This is a genomic window from Janthinobacterium sp. GW822-FHT07H11, assembly GCF_058798615.1.
The window spans coordinates 1,838,021-1,854,037 of sequence record NZ_CM179507.1 but is presented as its reverse complement, the minus strand read 5'-3'; the positions used below and the strand labels follow the sequence as shown (position 1 = coordinate 1,854,037).

At 64.2% G+C, this 16,017-nt stretch carries 15 protein-coding genes; 5 read left to right on the top strand and 10 right to left on the bottom strand.

The window, feature by feature from the left end:
- Positions 1-153: 153 nt before the first annotated feature.
- On the top strand, positions 154-2,229 hold the full coding sequence (locus tag AC3RCJ_RS08325; RefSeq protein WP_492961831.1) for a TonB-dependent receptor domain-containing protein: 2,076 nt from the start codon (positions 154-156) through the stop codon (positions 2,227-2,229).
- Here AC3RCJ_RS08325 and AC3RCJ_RS08320 read toward each other — a convergent pair.
- The 9 genes from AC3RCJ_RS08320 to AC3RCJ_RS08280 all read right to left on the bottom strand — a co-directional run bounded on the left by AC3RCJ_RS08320 (position 2,226) and on the right by AC3RCJ_RS08280 (position 9,616).
- A complete protein-coding gene (locus tag AC3RCJ_RS08320; protein WP_492961833.1) occupies positions 2,226-2,615 on the bottom strand; it encodes a glycine zipper family protein in 390 nt (129 codons plus the stop codon). The genes AC3RCJ_RS08325 and AC3RCJ_RS08320 overlap by 4 nt on opposite strands.
- Positions 2,616-2,628: 13 nt before the next feature.
- Entirely contained in the window at positions 2,629-3,036 is a 408-nt protein-coding gene (locus tag AC3RCJ_RS08315) for a hypothetical protein (protein ID WP_492961835.1), read from the bottom strand.
- 199 nt (positions 3,037-3,235) lie between these two features.
- A complete protein-coding gene (locus tag AC3RCJ_RS08310) occupies positions 3,236-5,359 on the bottom strand; it encodes a sodium-translocating pyrophosphatase (RefSeq protein ID WP_492961837.1) in 2,124 nt (707 codons plus the stop codon).
- A 194-nt stretch (positions 5,360-5,553) separates the two neighbouring features.
- Positions 5,554-6,210, bottom strand: a complete 657-nt coding sequence (gene adk, locus AC3RCJ_RS08305; RefSeq protein WP_076567510.1) for an adenylate kinase — start codon at positions 6,208-6,210, stop codon at positions 5,554-5,556.
- 273 nt (positions 6,211-6,483) lie between these two features.
- Positions 6,484-7,242: a 3-deoxy-manno-octulosonate cytidylyltransferase gene (gene kdsB, locus AC3RCJ_RS08300; protein ID WP_492961839.1), complete on the bottom strand. Its 759-nt coding sequence runs from the start codon at positions 7,240-7,242 to the stop codon at positions 6,484-6,486.
- A 3-nt stretch (positions 7,243-7,245) separates the two neighbouring features.
- Positions 7,246-7,422 (bottom strand): Trm112 family protein, encoded by a 177-nt coding sequence (locus tag AC3RCJ_RS08295; protein ID WP_092798445.1) that lies wholly within the window; start codon positions 7,420-7,422, stop codon positions 7,246-7,248.
- On the bottom strand, positions 7,403-8,458 hold the full coding sequence (gene lpxK / locus AC3RCJ_RS08290) for a tetraacyldisaccharide 4'-kinase (protein ID WP_492961841.1): 1,056 nt from the start codon (positions 8,456-8,458) through the stop codon (positions 7,403-7,405). Before lpxK ends, AC3RCJ_RS08295 begins: the two co-directional genes overlap by 20 nt.
- A gap of 112 nt (positions 8,459-8,570) precedes the next feature.
- The gene (locus AC3RCJ_RS08285; protein WP_492961843.1) at positions 8,571-9,014 is read right to left on the bottom strand and encodes an ExbD/TolR family protein; all 444 of its coding nucleotides are present in this window, start codon (positions 9,012-9,014) and stop codon (positions 8,571-8,573) included.
- Entirely contained in the window at positions 9,011-9,616 is a 606-nt protein-coding gene (locus AC3RCJ_RS08280; RefSeq protein WP_492961845.1) for a MotA/TolQ/ExbB proton channel family protein, read from the bottom strand. Before AC3RCJ_RS08280 ends, AC3RCJ_RS08285 begins: the two co-directional genes overlap by 4 nt.
- Positions 9,617-10,486: 870 nt before the next feature.
- On the opposite strand from AC3RCJ_RS08280, the gene AC3RCJ_RS08275 reads away from it, so the two are divergent.
- The 4 genes from AC3RCJ_RS08275 to kdoO all read left to right on the top strand — a co-directional run bounded on the left by AC3RCJ_RS08275 (position 10,487) and on the right by kdoO (position 14,233).
- The gene (locus AC3RCJ_RS08275) at positions 10,487-10,630 is read left to right on the top strand and encodes a hypothetical protein (RefSeq protein ID WP_492965343.1); all 144 of its coding nucleotides are present in this window, start codon (positions 10,487-10,489) and stop codon (positions 10,628-10,630) included.
- A gap of 326 nt (positions 10,631-10,956) precedes the next feature.
- Positions 10,957-12,318, top strand: coding sequence for an exodeoxyribonuclease VII large subunit (xseA, locus tag AC3RCJ_RS08270; RefSeq protein WP_492965341.1), 1,362 nt, complete (start codon positions 10,957-10,959; stop codon positions 12,316-12,318).
- A gap of 157 nt (positions 12,319-12,475) precedes the next feature.
- Entirely contained in the window at positions 12,476-13,054 is a 579-nt protein-coding gene (locus AC3RCJ_RS08265; protein ID WP_034751750.1) for a superoxide dismutase, read from the top strand.
- A gap of 309 nt (positions 13,055-13,363) precedes the next feature.
- Positions 13,364-14,233: a Kdo hydroxylase KdoO gene (kdoO, locus tag AC3RCJ_RS08260; protein WP_492962308.1), complete on the top strand. Its 870-nt coding sequence runs from the start codon at positions 13,364-13,366 to the stop codon at positions 14,231-14,233.
- 94 nt (positions 14,234-14,327) lie between these two features.
- Here the strand turns inward: kdoO and AC3RCJ_RS08255 are convergent, their stop codons facing one another.
- Entirely contained in the window at positions 14,328-15,896 is a 1,569-nt protein-coding gene (locus AC3RCJ_RS08255) for a CYTH and CHAD domain-containing protein (protein ID WP_492962310.1), read from the bottom strand.
- Positions 15,897-16,017 lie beyond the last annotated feature (121 nt).

Here is a 16,017-nt window from a genome sequence, read left to right as displayed (position 1 = left end):
CCTTTCAGCACTTTCCTTCTTGCCAGGATGGCATTACAATAAGAACGATTCTTATTCTCATTAGTGGAATTGGAGCGCAGTTTCTTATCTTTTCATTCATACCCGAGCCACCCGGAAGGCAGCCAGGAAAAAACAACATCCGGAAAGTTCACCATGACCAAGCGCAGTCCCGCCTTCATTCATCCCCGCACTCCCGCCCCTGCCGGCCATTGCGCCACCCTGCTCCTGCCCTGCCTGCTGTCGCTGGCCGTCGGCAGCGCCTGGGCCGAAGGCAACGTGGCTGCCGATCCCACCATGAATACGGTGGTCGTCACCGCATCCGGCACGGCCATCGATATCAAGGATGCGCCGGCCAGCATCAGCGTCATCACGCGCGAGGAAATCGAGCGCCAGCCCGTGTATGACTTGAATACCCTGCTGCGCCGCATCCCCGGCGTGACGGGCGGCACCAGCCCCGTGGGCGAGGAGTCGAAGATCAAGCTGCGCGGCCTGCCCGACAAATACACCTTGATCCTGGTCGACGGCAAGCGCATGGGCAGTTCGGCCGACACGGCCTACCGTCCCGACCTGGGGCGCCAGGACTTGAACTGGATCTCGCCCGAGATGATCGAGCGCATCGAAGTGGTGCGCGGCCCCATGTCCTCGCTGTATGGCTCGGACGCCATGGGCGGCGTAATCAACATCATCACGCGCAAGGTGCCGGGCAAGTGGAACGGCTCGGCCACGGCCAACTACACGCAGCCGCAGGACAGCGGCCGCGGCACGGCGCACCAGTTGGGTGTGAACCTGGCCGGCCCCCTGTCGGACACGGTGGGCATGCGCATCGGCGTGGCGCAATCGAAGCAAAATCCCGATGAGCGCAGCAGCGGCAAGGCGGGCGGCATTGGCGGCGAGCGCAACCAGACCGTTACCGGCCAGCTGAACTGGGCGCTGAATAACAAGCACAACCTGTCGCTGGACGCCAGCTACGGCCGCCAGGAAGCGAGCGATTCGCCCACCGTCGACGCGGACGGCTACCCGCTGTTCGGCGCCTGGGGCGCCAGCAAGCTGATACGCAAGAGCGCCAGCCTCGGCTACGAAGGCCGCTGGGACTTCGGCAAGACCACGGTCAACCTGTACCACAACGATTACGACAACCAGTTCATCGGCACGGTGGCGAAATCCAAGGACAGCACCCTCGACGCCAGCCTGGAAAAACGCGTCGGCTGGGGCGGCATCGAACAGATGCTGGTGATGGGCGGCCAATGGAAGCACCAGGAACTGACGAATACGGACACCATCGGCACCGTGCCCACCGATTACCTGGGCAATCCCGTGAGCGGCGCGACCCTGTCCGGCACCACCTCGGCCCTGTTTGCGGAAGATCAGCTGTTCCTGCGCGAGGACTTGACGGCCACGGCCGGCCTGCGCCTCGACCACCACAGCAAGTTCGGCAACCACTACAGCCCGCGCCTGTACCTGGTGTACCACCCATTACCGGCCTGGACCGTCAAGGGCGGCGTGTCGCAAGGCTTCCGCGCACCGAGCCTGAAGGAAAACGCGCCGGGTGCCGCCACCCAGTCGGGCGGCAACGGCTGCAACGGCCTGCGTCCCATGGGTTACATCACGGGCGGCTGCTACATGGCCGGCAATGCGGACTTGAAACCGGAAACGAGCACGGCGGCCGAAATCGGCGTGGCGTATGAGCACAACGGCTGGGATGCCGGGCTGACCTATTTCCGCACGGATTTCAAGAACAAGATCGACTACACGCCACTGGGCTTCTTCCAGGGACAATGGTGGACCAAGATGACGAATATCCAGAAGGCGCGCACCAGCGGGCTGGAAGGCACTTTGACCGTCCCGCTGACGAAAAATGTGAATTGGCGCAACAACCTGACCTATATGGCGGAAGCGAAAAACCTGACGACAGGCGTCAACCTGCTGTCGACACCGAAGGTGTCGCTGTATTCGGCGCTGGGCTGGCAAGTCAATGACCAGCTGTACGGCGAAGTGTCGGCCCAGTACACGGGCAAGGAACTGGACGCCGAATCGCGCTCCTCCACGCGCCGCAAGCCCAACAAGGCCTATACCATCGTCGATGCCGTCGTGTCGTACAAGGTCACGCCAAACTGGACCGTGCGCGGCGGCGTGGAAAACCTGCTCAAGAAGGGACCGGCGAACGACGGCCTGGTCACCTACTACGTGCCGGGACGGCGCATGTTCGTGGGCCTGACCTCAAGGTTCTAATAACGGGGCGGCGGCGTATCGGGCGGCGGCGTGGCGGCATTCGCCGGGACGCTGCTCAGCATCTGCCCGGCGACGGGCACCTTGTGGCCGCTCGCATACATGCATTGCTGATATGAATTATCGTAACGGCGCTGCATGCCGTACGCGGAGTTGTCCGCCGCCGCGCCGCGCACGCCGCTGTCGACACCGGCCTGCTGCACCGATGCATCGCCCAACCGTCCTTGCACATAGGCGCGGCAACTGCCGTCATCGCGGCGGAACTGTTCGAAACTCTTGCCCGTGCCGGGCAGGGCCATGGCCGACGGCCCGTCGGGCAGCACCGTGCAGGCGGCCAGCAGCAGGGGCGCCAGCACGCCGGCACGCCCCCTCAACGCGCTCGTGTTCATATTGCTCTCCCCGTCAGCGCACGCTGGTCGGCAGCACGGCACGCCATGCCGTACTGCAATTTTTCACATAGGGATAATAGCCTTGCGGCCGCGCGCAGTAATACCACATCTGCGCCGTCGGCACGCCGCCCTGCTCGATGTAAACGGGAGGCACGACGGGCGGCGGCTGCACGACCATCGTGCGTCCATACGGATAAGGATAGCCATACCACGGGTCGCCATACCAGCCAGGCCCGTAGCCATACCACCATGGCGAACCTACCCGGATGCCCGCGTGCGCATGACCATGCAAGTGGCCGTGATGGACGTGGCCGCCGTGGAAACCGCCGTGCCGGCCCGGTTCCGCCCGGGCCAGGCCGGCAGCGCCGGTCAATATCAGCAACGCCAGCAACGCGCCGCCCTTCCTGTGAATGCTGTCCATGACATCCTCCCGCCTTGCCTGCCAGACTGTAAAGCGCATTCCTTCACCCATTATTGGCAGCGGGCCGGCACAAGCAAAGGCGCCGTAACAATTGCTCACTTTTGATACGTCGAGGATATGGACGGTAGGAAATTTTCACCTGCACACAACGCACACAGCCCCGCAGCGCGGGCCACAGGGCTGCGGGAAAGGCGCCTTCTTATTGCGCGGGCAAGCTTTGCACCGGTGTCGCCGGCGCCAGGATGGGCGGCACGGGCGCGTGGACGGGCGCCGGCGCGGCGACCGCCAGCCAGCCCGTGGCCGGCAGCAGCGGCACCAGCAGCAGGGCCACGATATTGATGATCTTGATCAAGGGATTGACGGCCGGTCCTGCCGTATCCTTGTACGGGTCGCCCACCGTATCGCCCGTGACGGCCGCCTTGTGCGCGTCCGAACCCTTGCCGCCGAAGTGGCCATCCTCGATGTATTTCTTGGCATTGTCCCAGGCGCCGCCGCCCGTGGTCATGGAAATGGCCACGAACAGGCCCGTCACAATCGTCCCCATCAAGAGCCCGCCCAGCGCCGCCGGCCCCAGCAGCATGCCGACGACGATGGGCACGACGACGGGCAGCAAGGACGGCACGATCATTTCGCGGATGGCCGACGCCGTCAGCATGTCGACGGCCTTGTCGTACTCGGGCCGCGCCGTGCCTTCCATGATGCCCTTGATGTCGCGGAACTGCCGCCGCACCTCGACCACCACGGCGCCGGCCGCGCGGCCCACGGCTTCCATCGCCATGGCGCCGAACAGATACGGTATCAGGCCGCCGATGAACAGGCCGACGATGACCATCGGGTTCGACAGGTCGAACGTGATGTGCTGGCCCACCGATTCGAGCGCATGCGTGTAGTCGGCGAACAGCACCAGCGCGGCCAGGCCCGCCGAGCCGATGGCGTAACCCTTGGTGACGGCCTTGGTGGTGTTGCCGACGGCGTCGAGCGGATCGGTGATGGCGCGCACGGAGTCGGGCAGGCCCGACATTTCCGCGATGCCGCCCGCATTGTCCGTGATGGGGCCGTACGCGTCGAGCGCGACGATGATGCCCGCCATCGACAGCATGGCCGTGGCGGCGATGGCAATGCCGTACAGGCCGGCCAGTTGGTACGAGACGAGGATGGCGACGCAGACGGCCAGCACCGGATACGCGGTGGACTTCATCGACACGCCCAGGCCGGCGATGATATTCGTGCCGTGGCCCGTCGTCGACGCTTCGGCGATATGGCGCACGGGCTTGAAGTCCGTGCCCGTGTAGTACTCGGTGATGTAGACCATCAGGCCCGTGAGCACGATGCCGACGACGGTGGCGCCCAGCATCTTGTAGCGCATGGCGTCGTCCGGCCACAGCAGCCACGTCACCACGGCAAAGCCCACCAGCGACAGGCCGGCGGCCCACCACAGGCCCGTGTACAGGGCCGACATGATCTTCTTGCCGGGGGCCGTCTTGACCATCGAACAGCCGACGATGGAGGCGAGGATGGAGACGGCGCCCAGCAGCAGCGGATAGATGATGGCCGTGCTGCTGGCCTCGGCCATCAGCAGTGCGCCCAGCAGCATGGTGGCGATCAGGGTCACGACATAGGTTTCGAACAGGTCGGCCGCCATGCCGGCGCAGTCGCCCACGTTATCGCCCACGTTGTCGGCGATGACGGCCGGGTTGCGCGGATCGTCCTCGGGTATGCCCGCCTCGACCTTGCCCACCAGGTCCGCGCCCACGTCGGCGCCCTTGGTGAAGATGCCGCCGCCCAGGCGCGCGAAGATGGAAATGAGCGAGGCGCCGAAGGCCAGGCCGATCAGGGGCTTGATCACGTCATGCTGCGTGAGGCCGGGCGCGCCCGTCGTCGCCAGCAGCCAGTAGAACAGGGTCACGCCCAGCAAGCCCAGGCCAACCACCAGCATGCCGGTGATCGCGCCGCCCTTGAAGGCCACGTTCAAGGCCTGGTTGATGCCCACGGTGGCCGCCTGCGCCGTGCGCACATTGGCCCGCACCGAGACATTCATGCCGATGAAGCCGCAGGCGCCCGACAGCACGGCGCCGACCAGGAAGCCCAGCGCCGTGTGCAGGCCCAGCAAGATGTAGATGGCGACCAGCAGCGCCACGCCGACGATGGCGATGGTGCGATACTGGCGCGCCAGGTAGGCGGCCGCGCCCTGCTGGATGGCCAGCGCGATTTCCTGCATGCGCGCGTTGCCGGGGTCTTGCCGCAGGATCCAGCTGCGCGACACCAAACCGTAAATGACTGCGACCACGCCGCAGGCTACCGCAAACCACAAACTGGCTGCCATATCGTTCCCTTCTGTTTTTATCCGACGTCATTGCCGACAGCTGCCGACCACGCCGGATAGGCGTGCGCAGCCAGGAAAATACGACCTGCAAAAAACTTCAACCACGAAAACGTTCAGCATCAAGCCATGTTGACAGTCTGCCTGAAAAGCGGGCGAAAAAAAAGCGGACACCGAGGTCCGCTTTTGAATGCTGCTTAGTCCGCCAGGGCGGCAAAGGCGCTGTCGCGGATTTGCTCGACCGGACCGACGCCGGCGATGCGGCGGTATTTCGGCGCGCCCGGCAGGCCGGACTTGGCCCAGTCGTTGTAGTAGCCGAGCAGGACCTTGGTCTGGTTGTGGTACACGTCCAGGCGTTTCTTGACGGTTTCCGCCTTGTCGTCGTCGCGCTGGATCAGCGGTTCGCCCGTGATGTCGTCGATGCCGTCGACCTTGGGCGGATTGAACTTGACGTGGTAGACACGGCCCGAACCCGGGTGGCTGCGGCGGCCATCCATGCGCTCGATGATCGATTCGTCGGGCACGTCGATTTCCAGCACGTAGTCGACATTGATGCCGGCGTCCTTCATGGCATCGGCCTGCGCGATGGTGCGCGGAAAGCCGTCGAACAGGTAGCCATTCGCGCAATCGGCTTCCTGCAGGCGATTCTTGACCAGGCCGATCATGATGTCGTCCGACACCAGGCCGCCCGCATCCATGACTTTTTTCGCGGCCAGGCCCAGTTCGGTGCCCTCCTTGATCGCCGCGCGCAGCATGTCGCCCGTGGAGATTTGTGGAATATTGTATTTTTCTTTGATGAAATTAGCTTGAGTGCCCTTGCCGGCACCGGGTGCTCCTAACAGTATCAGACGCATGAAATTTCCTAAAAAGCAGATTTTGGATGGTGGTATGTGTAATTTTTTTTAGATGGTGTTGCAATGACTATCTTTCCCTACGAAACTTACCACAAAAAATCACTGGAACGCCAGTTTGCTGTCGAATTGCCATGCCCTGATTGATCAAAGCCAGAAAATATCGCAGCAGGCGTTTCAAAATGTGGTTTTTTGTGGCAAGCCCCGCATAAAGTTTTTCACGCGCACGCACGGCGCCCGAAAAACGTTCAGGGCAACGCAGCCATGGACGTTTTCTCAGGTGGCGTGGCGGTAGTGCGCCTGCACCCTGGCAAGATCTTCCGGCGTGTCGACGCCGGCGGCCGGGGCCGAATCGGTCACATGCACGGCGATGGGATAGCCGTGCCACAACACGCGCAACTGCTCCAGCGCCTCGATCGCTTCCAGCGGCGACACGGACAATTGCGGATACTCCTGCAAGAACGCATTGCTGTACGCATACAGGCCGATATGGCGCAAGGGCACGTAGCCGGCCGGCAAGCTGTCTTTCGACTGCGCGAAGCCGTCGCGGTGCCACGGAATCGTCGCGCGCGAGAAATACAAGGCACGGCCATGCTTGTCCAGCACGACCTTGACCACGTTCGGGTTGAAGGCATCGGCCACCTCGTGCAGCGGATGGGCGCAGGTGGCCATCGGCACGGCTGCGCCGATCTGCGCCGCGCAGGCGGCCAGCAGGGCCGGATCGATCAGCGGCTCGTCGCCCTGCAGGTTGACGACGACGGCGTCCGGCGGCAAAGCGAGCGCGCGCGCCACTTCGGCGATGCGGTCCGTGCCCGACGGATGGTCGGCGCGCGTCATGCACACTTCCACGCCATGCGCGGCGCAGGCGGCGCCGATGCTGTCATGGTCGGTGGCGACGATGACGCGCGCGGCGCCCGAGAGGCGCGCCTGCTCGGCCACGCGCACCACCATGGGCTTGCCGCCCAGGTCGGCCAGCGGCTTGTTCGGCAGGCGCGTCGAGGCCAGGCGGGCCGGGATGATGACGATGAACGACATCGCCTATTCCACGGCGTCGAGCAAGGTGCGCGCTTCGTCGGCCCACATGATGGGGATGCCGTCACGGATAGGATAGGCGAGGCGGTCGGCGCGGCAGATCAGTTCCTGCGCCTTCTTATCGTGTTCAAGCGGACCCTTGCAAACAGGGCAGACCAGGATATCAAGCAGTCGAGCGTCCACGACATTTCTCCACAATTTGTTGGGCCAGCGCGCCATCGATGCGCGCGCTGACGGGGACGACCCACAGTCTCGGGTCGTCTTTGAGATGTTCAATTTGCGCACATTTTACTGCATCCTTCTCGGTGATCAAGATCACATCGGTATCGAGGGCGGCAAACGGCTGGTCGAGGAAATCGTGATGGTCGGGCAAGGGCAGCTCGTCAAAACGCAGGCCGGCATCGCGCAGCATGCTGAAAAAGCGCTGCGGATTGCCGATGCCGGCCGCCGCCACGATGCGCTGGCCGCCGCTGGCCAGGTCGCCCAGCGCCAGGCGTTCGCTGCGGTCGACCAGGCGTTCGGCCACGCCGCCGGCCAGCAGCATCTGCGCCACCACGCCGCCATGCGGCGCCACGGCGGCCACCAGGCGCGGCGCCAGCGCGGCCGCATTGATCACCGTGACGTCGCGCCGGCGGCGCGGCGATTCGCGCAACGGTCCCGCCGGCAGCAGCCAGCCATTGCCGGCGCCGCGGCCGTCGAACAGCACGATTTCCACGTCGCGCCGCAGCGCGTAATGCTGCAAGCCGTCGTCCGTCACCAGCACGTCGACGTCCGGATGCGCCGCCAGCAGCGCCCTGCCCGCTTGCGCGCGGTCGCGCCCCACCATCACGGGGCAGCCGCCGCGCTGGAAGATCAGCAGCGGCTCGTCGCCCACCTGCTGCGGCGTGGAAGCGGCCGTGACGGCGCGCGGCAGGCGGTCGGCGCTGCCATGGCCGCGCGAAATGACGCCCGGGCGCATGCCCGCATCGCGCAAGGCTTGCACCAGCCAGATCGTCAGCGGCGTCTTGCCCGTGCCGCCGATAAAGATATTGCCGACGACGACGACGGGCACGGGCAGGCGCGCCGATTTCAGGATGTTGGCGCGATACAAAACGCGCCGCACGGCGCTCAGGGCGCCGAACAGCACGGAAACGGGCCACAGCGCGCACGCCAGCGGGCCGCGCGTCAGCCAGGCGCGGGTGAGAGTGGTTTCAAGCTTGGCGGGGGAGGATGTGGGCATGAAGGAAGACCTAAAATGGTGTAGGCCGGATTAGCCGCGCCGCCAGGCGCAGCGTAATCCGACATGCTCGGCTGCGGCTTGTGTCGGCTTACGCCGTTCCGGCTAAGCCGACCTACTTGCTGCCGCCCGCCTGCGCCGCGAACGTCAGCTTTTCATAGCCGGCCAGGCGCGCCGCTTCCATGACGTGGATGACCATCTGGTGCATGGCGAACTGGTCGGCGTTGACCACCACCACGGGCGTTTGCGCCGGGGCCTTGCCGCCGTTGGCCGCCTTCGCCGCGTCCTGCAAGGCGCCAGCCAGGCCGGCCACGTCGCGGAACGAGACGGGCTGGCGGTTGACCGTGTAATTACCCTTGGCATCGACGGTGACATCGATCTGCTGCGGCTTGTCCCGGGCCTGCTCGGCGTCGGCCGTCGGCAAGGTGATCTGCAGTTCCGTAAACTTGCTGTAGGTGGTGCTGACCATGAGGAAGATCAGGATCACCAGCAACACGTCGATGAACGGGATCAGGTTGATTTCGGGGTCTTCACGCCCCTTGCCTTTGCGGAAATTCATTTGCGGCCACTGTGGACGATATCGACGAACTTCACCGCCTGCTGCTCCATGTCGATGACGAAGCTGTCGACCAGGGCGCGGAAATGGCGGTAGAAGACCAGGGTCGGCATGGCGATGGCCAGGCCGAAACCCGTGTTGTACAGGGCCACCGAAATGCCGTGCGCCAGCTGGGCGGGATTCGAGCCGCTGGCGTTTTGCGAGCCGAAAATCTCGATCATGCCCACCACCGTGCCGAACAGGCCCATCAATGGCGCCAGGGTGGCGATCGTCCCCAGTGTCGTCAGGTAGCGCTCCAGCACGTGGGCCACGCCGCTGCCCGCCTCTTCGATCGATTCCTTCATCACCTCGCGCGGCGCGTCGACGTTGCGCAGCGCGGCGGCCAGCACCACGCCCAGCGGCGAATTGTCTTCCAGCTTGGCGACCGTATCCGGCGTGATCTTGCCGTTGCGATACACCTGCACCACTTCATCGAACAGCTTGCGGGGCAGTATCTTGCTGCGGCGCAAATACAGCAGGCGCTCGATGATCAGGGCCAGGGCGACGATGGAAGCGATCAACAACAGCCAGATGGGCCAGCCAGCGGCCTGGAATATAGCGAACAAAAGAAACTCCTGGTAAAGGGGAGGCGATTTACCGCCCGGACAGCCTGTATTGTACCGAGCGCCGACGGGCGATTGCACGGCGGCGCAGGAATGGCGCAATGTAGCGCGTTGCCGCGCCGGCGGCAAGGGGCGCCTGACTACAGCGTTATGCACGGCGCGCCCGCAAGCGCCGCCGGAACAGCACAGTTTTGCACACTTTGTGTGGATAAGATTGTGAGCAAGCCTGAAGACTCAGCCCTAAGCCATTGATCTATAAGATTATTATCCTGCTGCGCAAAATACAGGCATAGCAGCAGATCGCCAGGAGTCAATGTCAGATAATTAAGAAAACAAAAGTTCTGCACATTTACTGTGGACAAGATTGTGCGCAAGGCGGCGGAATGCTTCCAAGTCATTGATTTCAAACAAAAATATATCGATGCGTAAAAATGTGGCAGAACGTTGAGTCGAATCAAGATAATGTTACCGAAAGTTCTGCACACAATCTGTGGACAAGATTGTGTGCAAGCGTACGAATATGCGCCAAGTACATTGATTTATATCGTTTTTATTTCCATGCGCAAAAATGTGGCAAGCACTGGAAAGCGGCGTGTTATCGGCCCGATTGCGCTGCAAAAGCGTACTTTTCCACCGCGACGGCAGTTCCGCACATAAAATGTGGATAAGATTGTGAGCAAGCGGATTGACTCCATGCAAGAGCATTGATTTTAAAGGAGTTTTTCTCATTGCTTAAAAATGAGGCAGAACCTTACCCTGCTGGCGCGGTGGAAAAGCCAGGTAAACGGCGTAACGGTTTATGCAGTTTTGCACACATTCTGTGGATAAGATTGTGAGCAAGGGCCACGACTGAAACATAACGCATTGATTTATATGGCTATTTTTATGCTGCGTAAAATTCAGGCAAGCCATGCTATGGGCATTCCGGTGGATAAATCCGGTGCTGTGCGCGAGTTCTGCACATTTTTTGTGGATAAGATTGTGCGCAAGGCCAGGCATGGCATACTAAGCGCTTGATTCATATGCACTTTATTTCCGTGCGCAAAAATGTAGCAAGACAGCCTGCTCGCCGAACGGGGCTGCCATGGGGGCGGATCCGGCAACGTTTGTCCAAGGCAAAAAGTTCCGCACACTTTCTGTGGATAACTTTGTGCGTAAGTGGCCGGGGCTGCACTGATGTGCTTGATATTAAAGGATTTTTTCCCTGTGCACGCAAATCAGGCATGCAGGAATTCTGCATGAAATCAAATACTTAGAAATAGAACTTGTTGTTTTGCACGATATATGACATAAGCATGACCTCGCCGATAATATGTGGACAGTTTCCTCCCCTCCCCCGCTTCATGATGACCGACACCCCGACTGACAGCGGCTTTGCCGCACCGCCCGTGCTGAGCGTCAGCGCCCTGAACCAGGCCGTCGCGCGCCTGCTCGAGCGCTCGTTTCCCCTGACCTGGATCGCCGGCGAGATATCCAACTTCACGCGTGCCGCTTCCGGCCACTGGTATTTCACCTTGAAGGACGATGGCGCCCAGGTGCGCGCCGTGATGTTCCGCGGCCGCGCCCAGTACGCCGGCTTCACGCCGCGCGAAGGCGACAAGGTCGAAGTGCGCGCCCTGGTCACCCTGTATGGCGCGCGCGGCGACTACCAGATCAACGTGGAAGCCATCCGCCGCGCCGGCGTGGGCGCCTTGTACGAAGCGTTCCAGCGCCTGAAGGAAAAGCTGGCAGCGCAGGGCCTGTTCGACCAGGAGCGCAAGCGCGCCATTCCCATGTTCGCGCGCAGCATCGGCATCGTCACCAGCCCGCAGGCGGCCGCCCTGCGCGACGTCTTGATCGCGCTCAAGCGCCGCGCGCCGCATGTCAACATCATTCTGTATCCGACGCCCGTGCAGGGCCAGCAGGCGCCGGAAAAAATCGCCCTGGCCATCCGCACGGCATCCACCAGGGCCGAGTGCGACGTGCTGCTGGTCTGCCGCGGCGGCGGCAGCATCGAGGACTTATGGTCGTTCAACGATGAAGCCGTGGCGCACGCGATCGCCGATTGCGCCATGCCGGTGATCAGCGGCGTGGGCCACGAAACCGATTTCACCATCGCCGACTTCGCGGCCGACCTGCGCGCGGCCACGCCGACGGCGGCGGCCGAACTGGCGGCCACGCCGCGCGCCGACTGGCTGGCCTCGCTGCGCGCCGACGCGGCGGACCTGCGCCGCGCCATGCGCCGCCGCCTCGACGACGCGGCGCAGACGCTGGACCGCCACAGCCGGCGCCTGCTCAACCCGAAGGCGCAGCTGCGGCAGCAGCGCCTGCAGCTGCTGGCCCTGTCGACGGCCATGACGCACGCGGCGCGCGCCCCCGTGAACCAATCGCAATACGCGCTGGAACGCCTGCGTTCGCGCTGGGCAGCCTTGCGGCCCGACGTCGCGGCGCCGCGCGCCCGCCTGGCGGAAGCGCAGCGGCGCGGCGGCGCGGCCATGGCGCAGCAGCTGACGCAGCGGCGTCAGCGCCTGGCCGGCCTGGCGGCGCAGCTGGAACTGTTGAATCCGCAGCGCACCCTGGAACGCGGCTATGCGATTGTGCGCGATGAAAAAGGCGTCATCGTGCGCTCGCCGGCGCAGCTGCAGGCGCGCCAGAACGTCGATGTGCGCCTGGCCGAAGGCAGCGCGCAAATCGGCATCGCCAGCGTGCAGGCAACGCTGGAATAGCCTGCGGGCACGCCCTGCGTGGGCAAATCTGCAGCAATGGCGCATCCGCTTTACAATAGTGGCTCGTTCAGCAAGAATGCTTGCTTCAAGCATGCATGGCTCAACCCTCCGGCCCCGGGCCGGAAGACTCCGAACACTCACCACAAAGGGACATCACATGGAACATACTCTGCCACCACTGCCGTATGAAATGGACGCTCTGGCGCCGCATATTTCGAAAGAAACCCTGGAATACCACTATGCCAAGCATCACCAGGCGTATGTCACCAACTTGAACAACCTGATCAAGGGTACCGAGTTCGAGAACCTGTCGCTGGAAGAGATCATCAAGAAATCGTCGGGCGGCATCTTCAACAATGCGGCGCAAGTGTGGAACCACACCTTCTACTGGAACGGCATGAAGCCGGCCGGCGGCGGCGCCCCTGCCGGTGCCGTGGCTGACGCGATCAACGCCAAATGGTCGTCGTTCGACAAGTTCAAGGAAGAATTCACCAAGTCGTGCGTGGGCAACTTCGGTTCGGGCTGGACCTGGCTGGTGCAAAAGGCCGACGGCTCCGTCGACATCGTCAACACCTCGAACGCCGGCTGCCCTTTGACCACCGGCGACAAGCCGCTGCTGACCTGCGACGTCTGGGAACACGCCTACTACATCGACTACCGCAACCTGCGCGCCAAGTACGTGGAAACGTTCTGGGGCCTGGTCAACTGGGACTTCGTTGCCAAGAACTTCGCCTGAGCGCCGTTCCTGTCAACGTAAAACGCAGCCGCCCGCCACGATAGCCGCGCGGGCGGCATGAAAAGAAGCCTGCGCACCTGCGCGGGCTTCTTTTTTTGGGGGGCACGGCATGCGCGCCGCCGCCCGCCGCGCACACGCCACAGTACGCCGGATATTGCACGATCGGCAGGAACTTGCCGCCGCGGGACCGCCTGCGCGAGTGGCGCTTGCCGGAACAGCAAACCGTGACCTGACTATGCGCTAGCGCAAAGGCCGGCGCGCCGCTCCCGCGCATACTGACAAACCCGATTCCTTCCTGGCGTTTTGTCCATGAGCAAGCTTATTGAAGTCTCCGTCAAACAATGGGATGGCAGTGGCGACCCGGCACGGCAAGCCACGGTACGGCAGGCGCTGGAAGACGGGCAGGTGGTCTTGCTGCCGCGTCTGGGCTTCGACCTGCAGAAAACCGAGTATCCGCTGCTCAACGGCGTGGCGACGGGCAATGCCAAGAACATCAGCTGGGACCCCGTGCGCGGCGTGCGCGGCCAGGGCGAGGCGCGCGACGCGGCCTTGCTGGCGGCGCTGATGCACCGCTACGCGCAACAGTCGCGCAGCCTGCTGGCCAGCCTGCTGCCCGCCTACCTGCCGCAACTGCAGCAAGGCCGCACCAGTTTTCGCCCCGTGGAAATCGCCGGCCGCGCCACGTCCTGGCGCAAGGACGATACGCGCCTGCACATCGACAGTTTCCCCGCCTCGCCCACGCAGGGCAAGCGCATCTTGCGCGTGTTTAGCAACATCCATCCCCATGATGCGCCGCGCGTATGGAAGCTGGGCGCCCCGTTCGAGCAGGTGGCGCAGCGCTTCCTGCCCGCCGCGCCGCGGCCCAGGCCCGTGACGGCGGCCCTGCTGCAATGGCTGAACGTCACCAAGAGCCTGCGCACGCCCTACGACCACTACATGCTGCAGTTGCACGATGCCATGAAGGCCGATCTCGCCTACCAGGCACAGGTCGAGCAATACACGCATGCATTCCTGCCGGGCCAGAGCTGGATCGTGTTTTCCGACGCGGTATCGCACGCGGCCCTGCGCGGCCAGCATGCGCTGGAACAAACGTGGCTGCTGCCGGTGGCCGCCATGGCCGATCCGGCCAAGTCGCCGCTGGCCATCCTTGAGCGCCAGTTGCAACGCCCGCTGGCCTAACGCCCGCTGGCCTAGCCGCGGCAGGCGCGCCCCGGGACGGCGCACCGGGCGCGACGCGCCGACAGGCAAAGGAGCAACAGGCACAAGCCCTGTCTCAGGCGGGCAGGCGCGCCCCCTTGAAGCGCCGCCAGGCCTTGTTCATGCGGCCCGCCTCTTCCGGCGACTGCGCGCGCGCCGTCAGATAGCCGCGGATGAACGCCGCGTGCAGCTGCAAATCGGGCTGGCCGTCAGGCAAGGCTTGCAGCAGCCGGTCGGCCACCTGTACATCGTTCAGCCAGCCCAGTTCATCCTGCAAGACGGACAGCCGCCCGACATATGGCTTCACCCGGCCGGCGCCAAACAGCGAGGCAAAGAACTCCGTCGCATAGCGTGTCTTCTTGGCGGCGATGCGCACCCGGTGGCGCTGCTGCGCCGTCGCATGCGGCAGACGCTTGCCGCGCTTGACCAGGCGGCGCTGATCGCGTTGCAGGGTTTGCCGCGCAAAGCGGTGCACGCCGGCATCGAGCCGGCGCAGCAGGCGCGGCGAGCAGCCAGCGCGCCAGGCCCGCGCCTGCAGCCAGCGCTGCAAGCCCAGCATCAGCGCCGTATGCCGTTGCGAGACGATCGCCTGCGCCGCCTGCGCATGTTTTTCGCGCGCCTGCGCCTGCGCCGCCTGCGTCAGCTGCGCCAGCGCCAGCGCGCCTTCGCCGCCGTCGCCGTCATGCACGGCGCCATCGATGCGCGCCAGCGTGCCGCCGGCCAGCACATCCCAGTCGCGCGCCTCGCCCAGCGCCTCGCCCAGCCAGGCCAGTTCGTCCTGCAAGTGCCCGGGCAGGGCCAGCAGGGGCTTGAACATGGCCAGCGCCGAGCGCAGGCGGCGCAAGCCGACGCGCATCTGGTGCACGCTTTCCACATCCTCGCCCGCCGCCACGCCATCCGCGTTCGCGCTGACTTGCTCCAGGCAATTGCCGGCGATGGCCAGGAAAGCCTGCTCCACCGTCATCGATGCATGCAGCGCCAGCGGCTGCGCCTTGACCGCTGTCAACGGTTGCGGCGCCACCAGCCGGTAGCCGCGTTCCGCCTTGCTCATGTGCCCCAGCTGCAAGGGCACTTCCTGCAGCAGGGCCAGCGCCACGTCGAACAGGCTGGCCGCCTGGCCTTGCTTCAATTCCAGCTCGATTTCGCTGACCGGCACGCTGCGCAGGTCGGGACCGCTGCCGCAGTCGATCACGCCCTGGTCCAGCACGCATTCGATCGCATCGCCCTGCGGCGTGCGCAGCTGCCACACCGTACGCTCGATGCGCGTGGTAAACACTGCGCGCAGTTCCGCGCGGATGGCGTCCTGGCGCAGCAGCGCGCGGATCGGCTGCTTGCCGCCGATGGCCGCGTCGAGCGCGTCCAGGTCGGGAGCGGGACCGCTGACGTCCGTTTCCCATTCGTGGCGACTGTGCAGGCCGCCGCTGGCCTGGCCGCCCGCCTTCAAGGTCTGCACCCAGGCCCCGTCCACCTGGCGCACGCGCAAGCCGGCCTGGTGGCGGCACAGTTGCAGGTCGGGCGTATCGACATAGATATCGTGCATGGCCAGCACCTGCGGCGCGCCCGCGCCATACTGCGCCAGCAAGGGATGGGCGCGCAGGCGCGGCACCTCTTCTGGCGCCAGCAGCAATTTCAATTCGACTTCCATGATCGCTCCTTGCAAGACTCCCAGCGCTCATTGTAAGGCGCGCGGGCGACGGCGCAAGCGGCACGCGGGCCGACGCGCACGCACTCCTTGATTTTGCGCGAAAATAGGCGATTCATCTCCA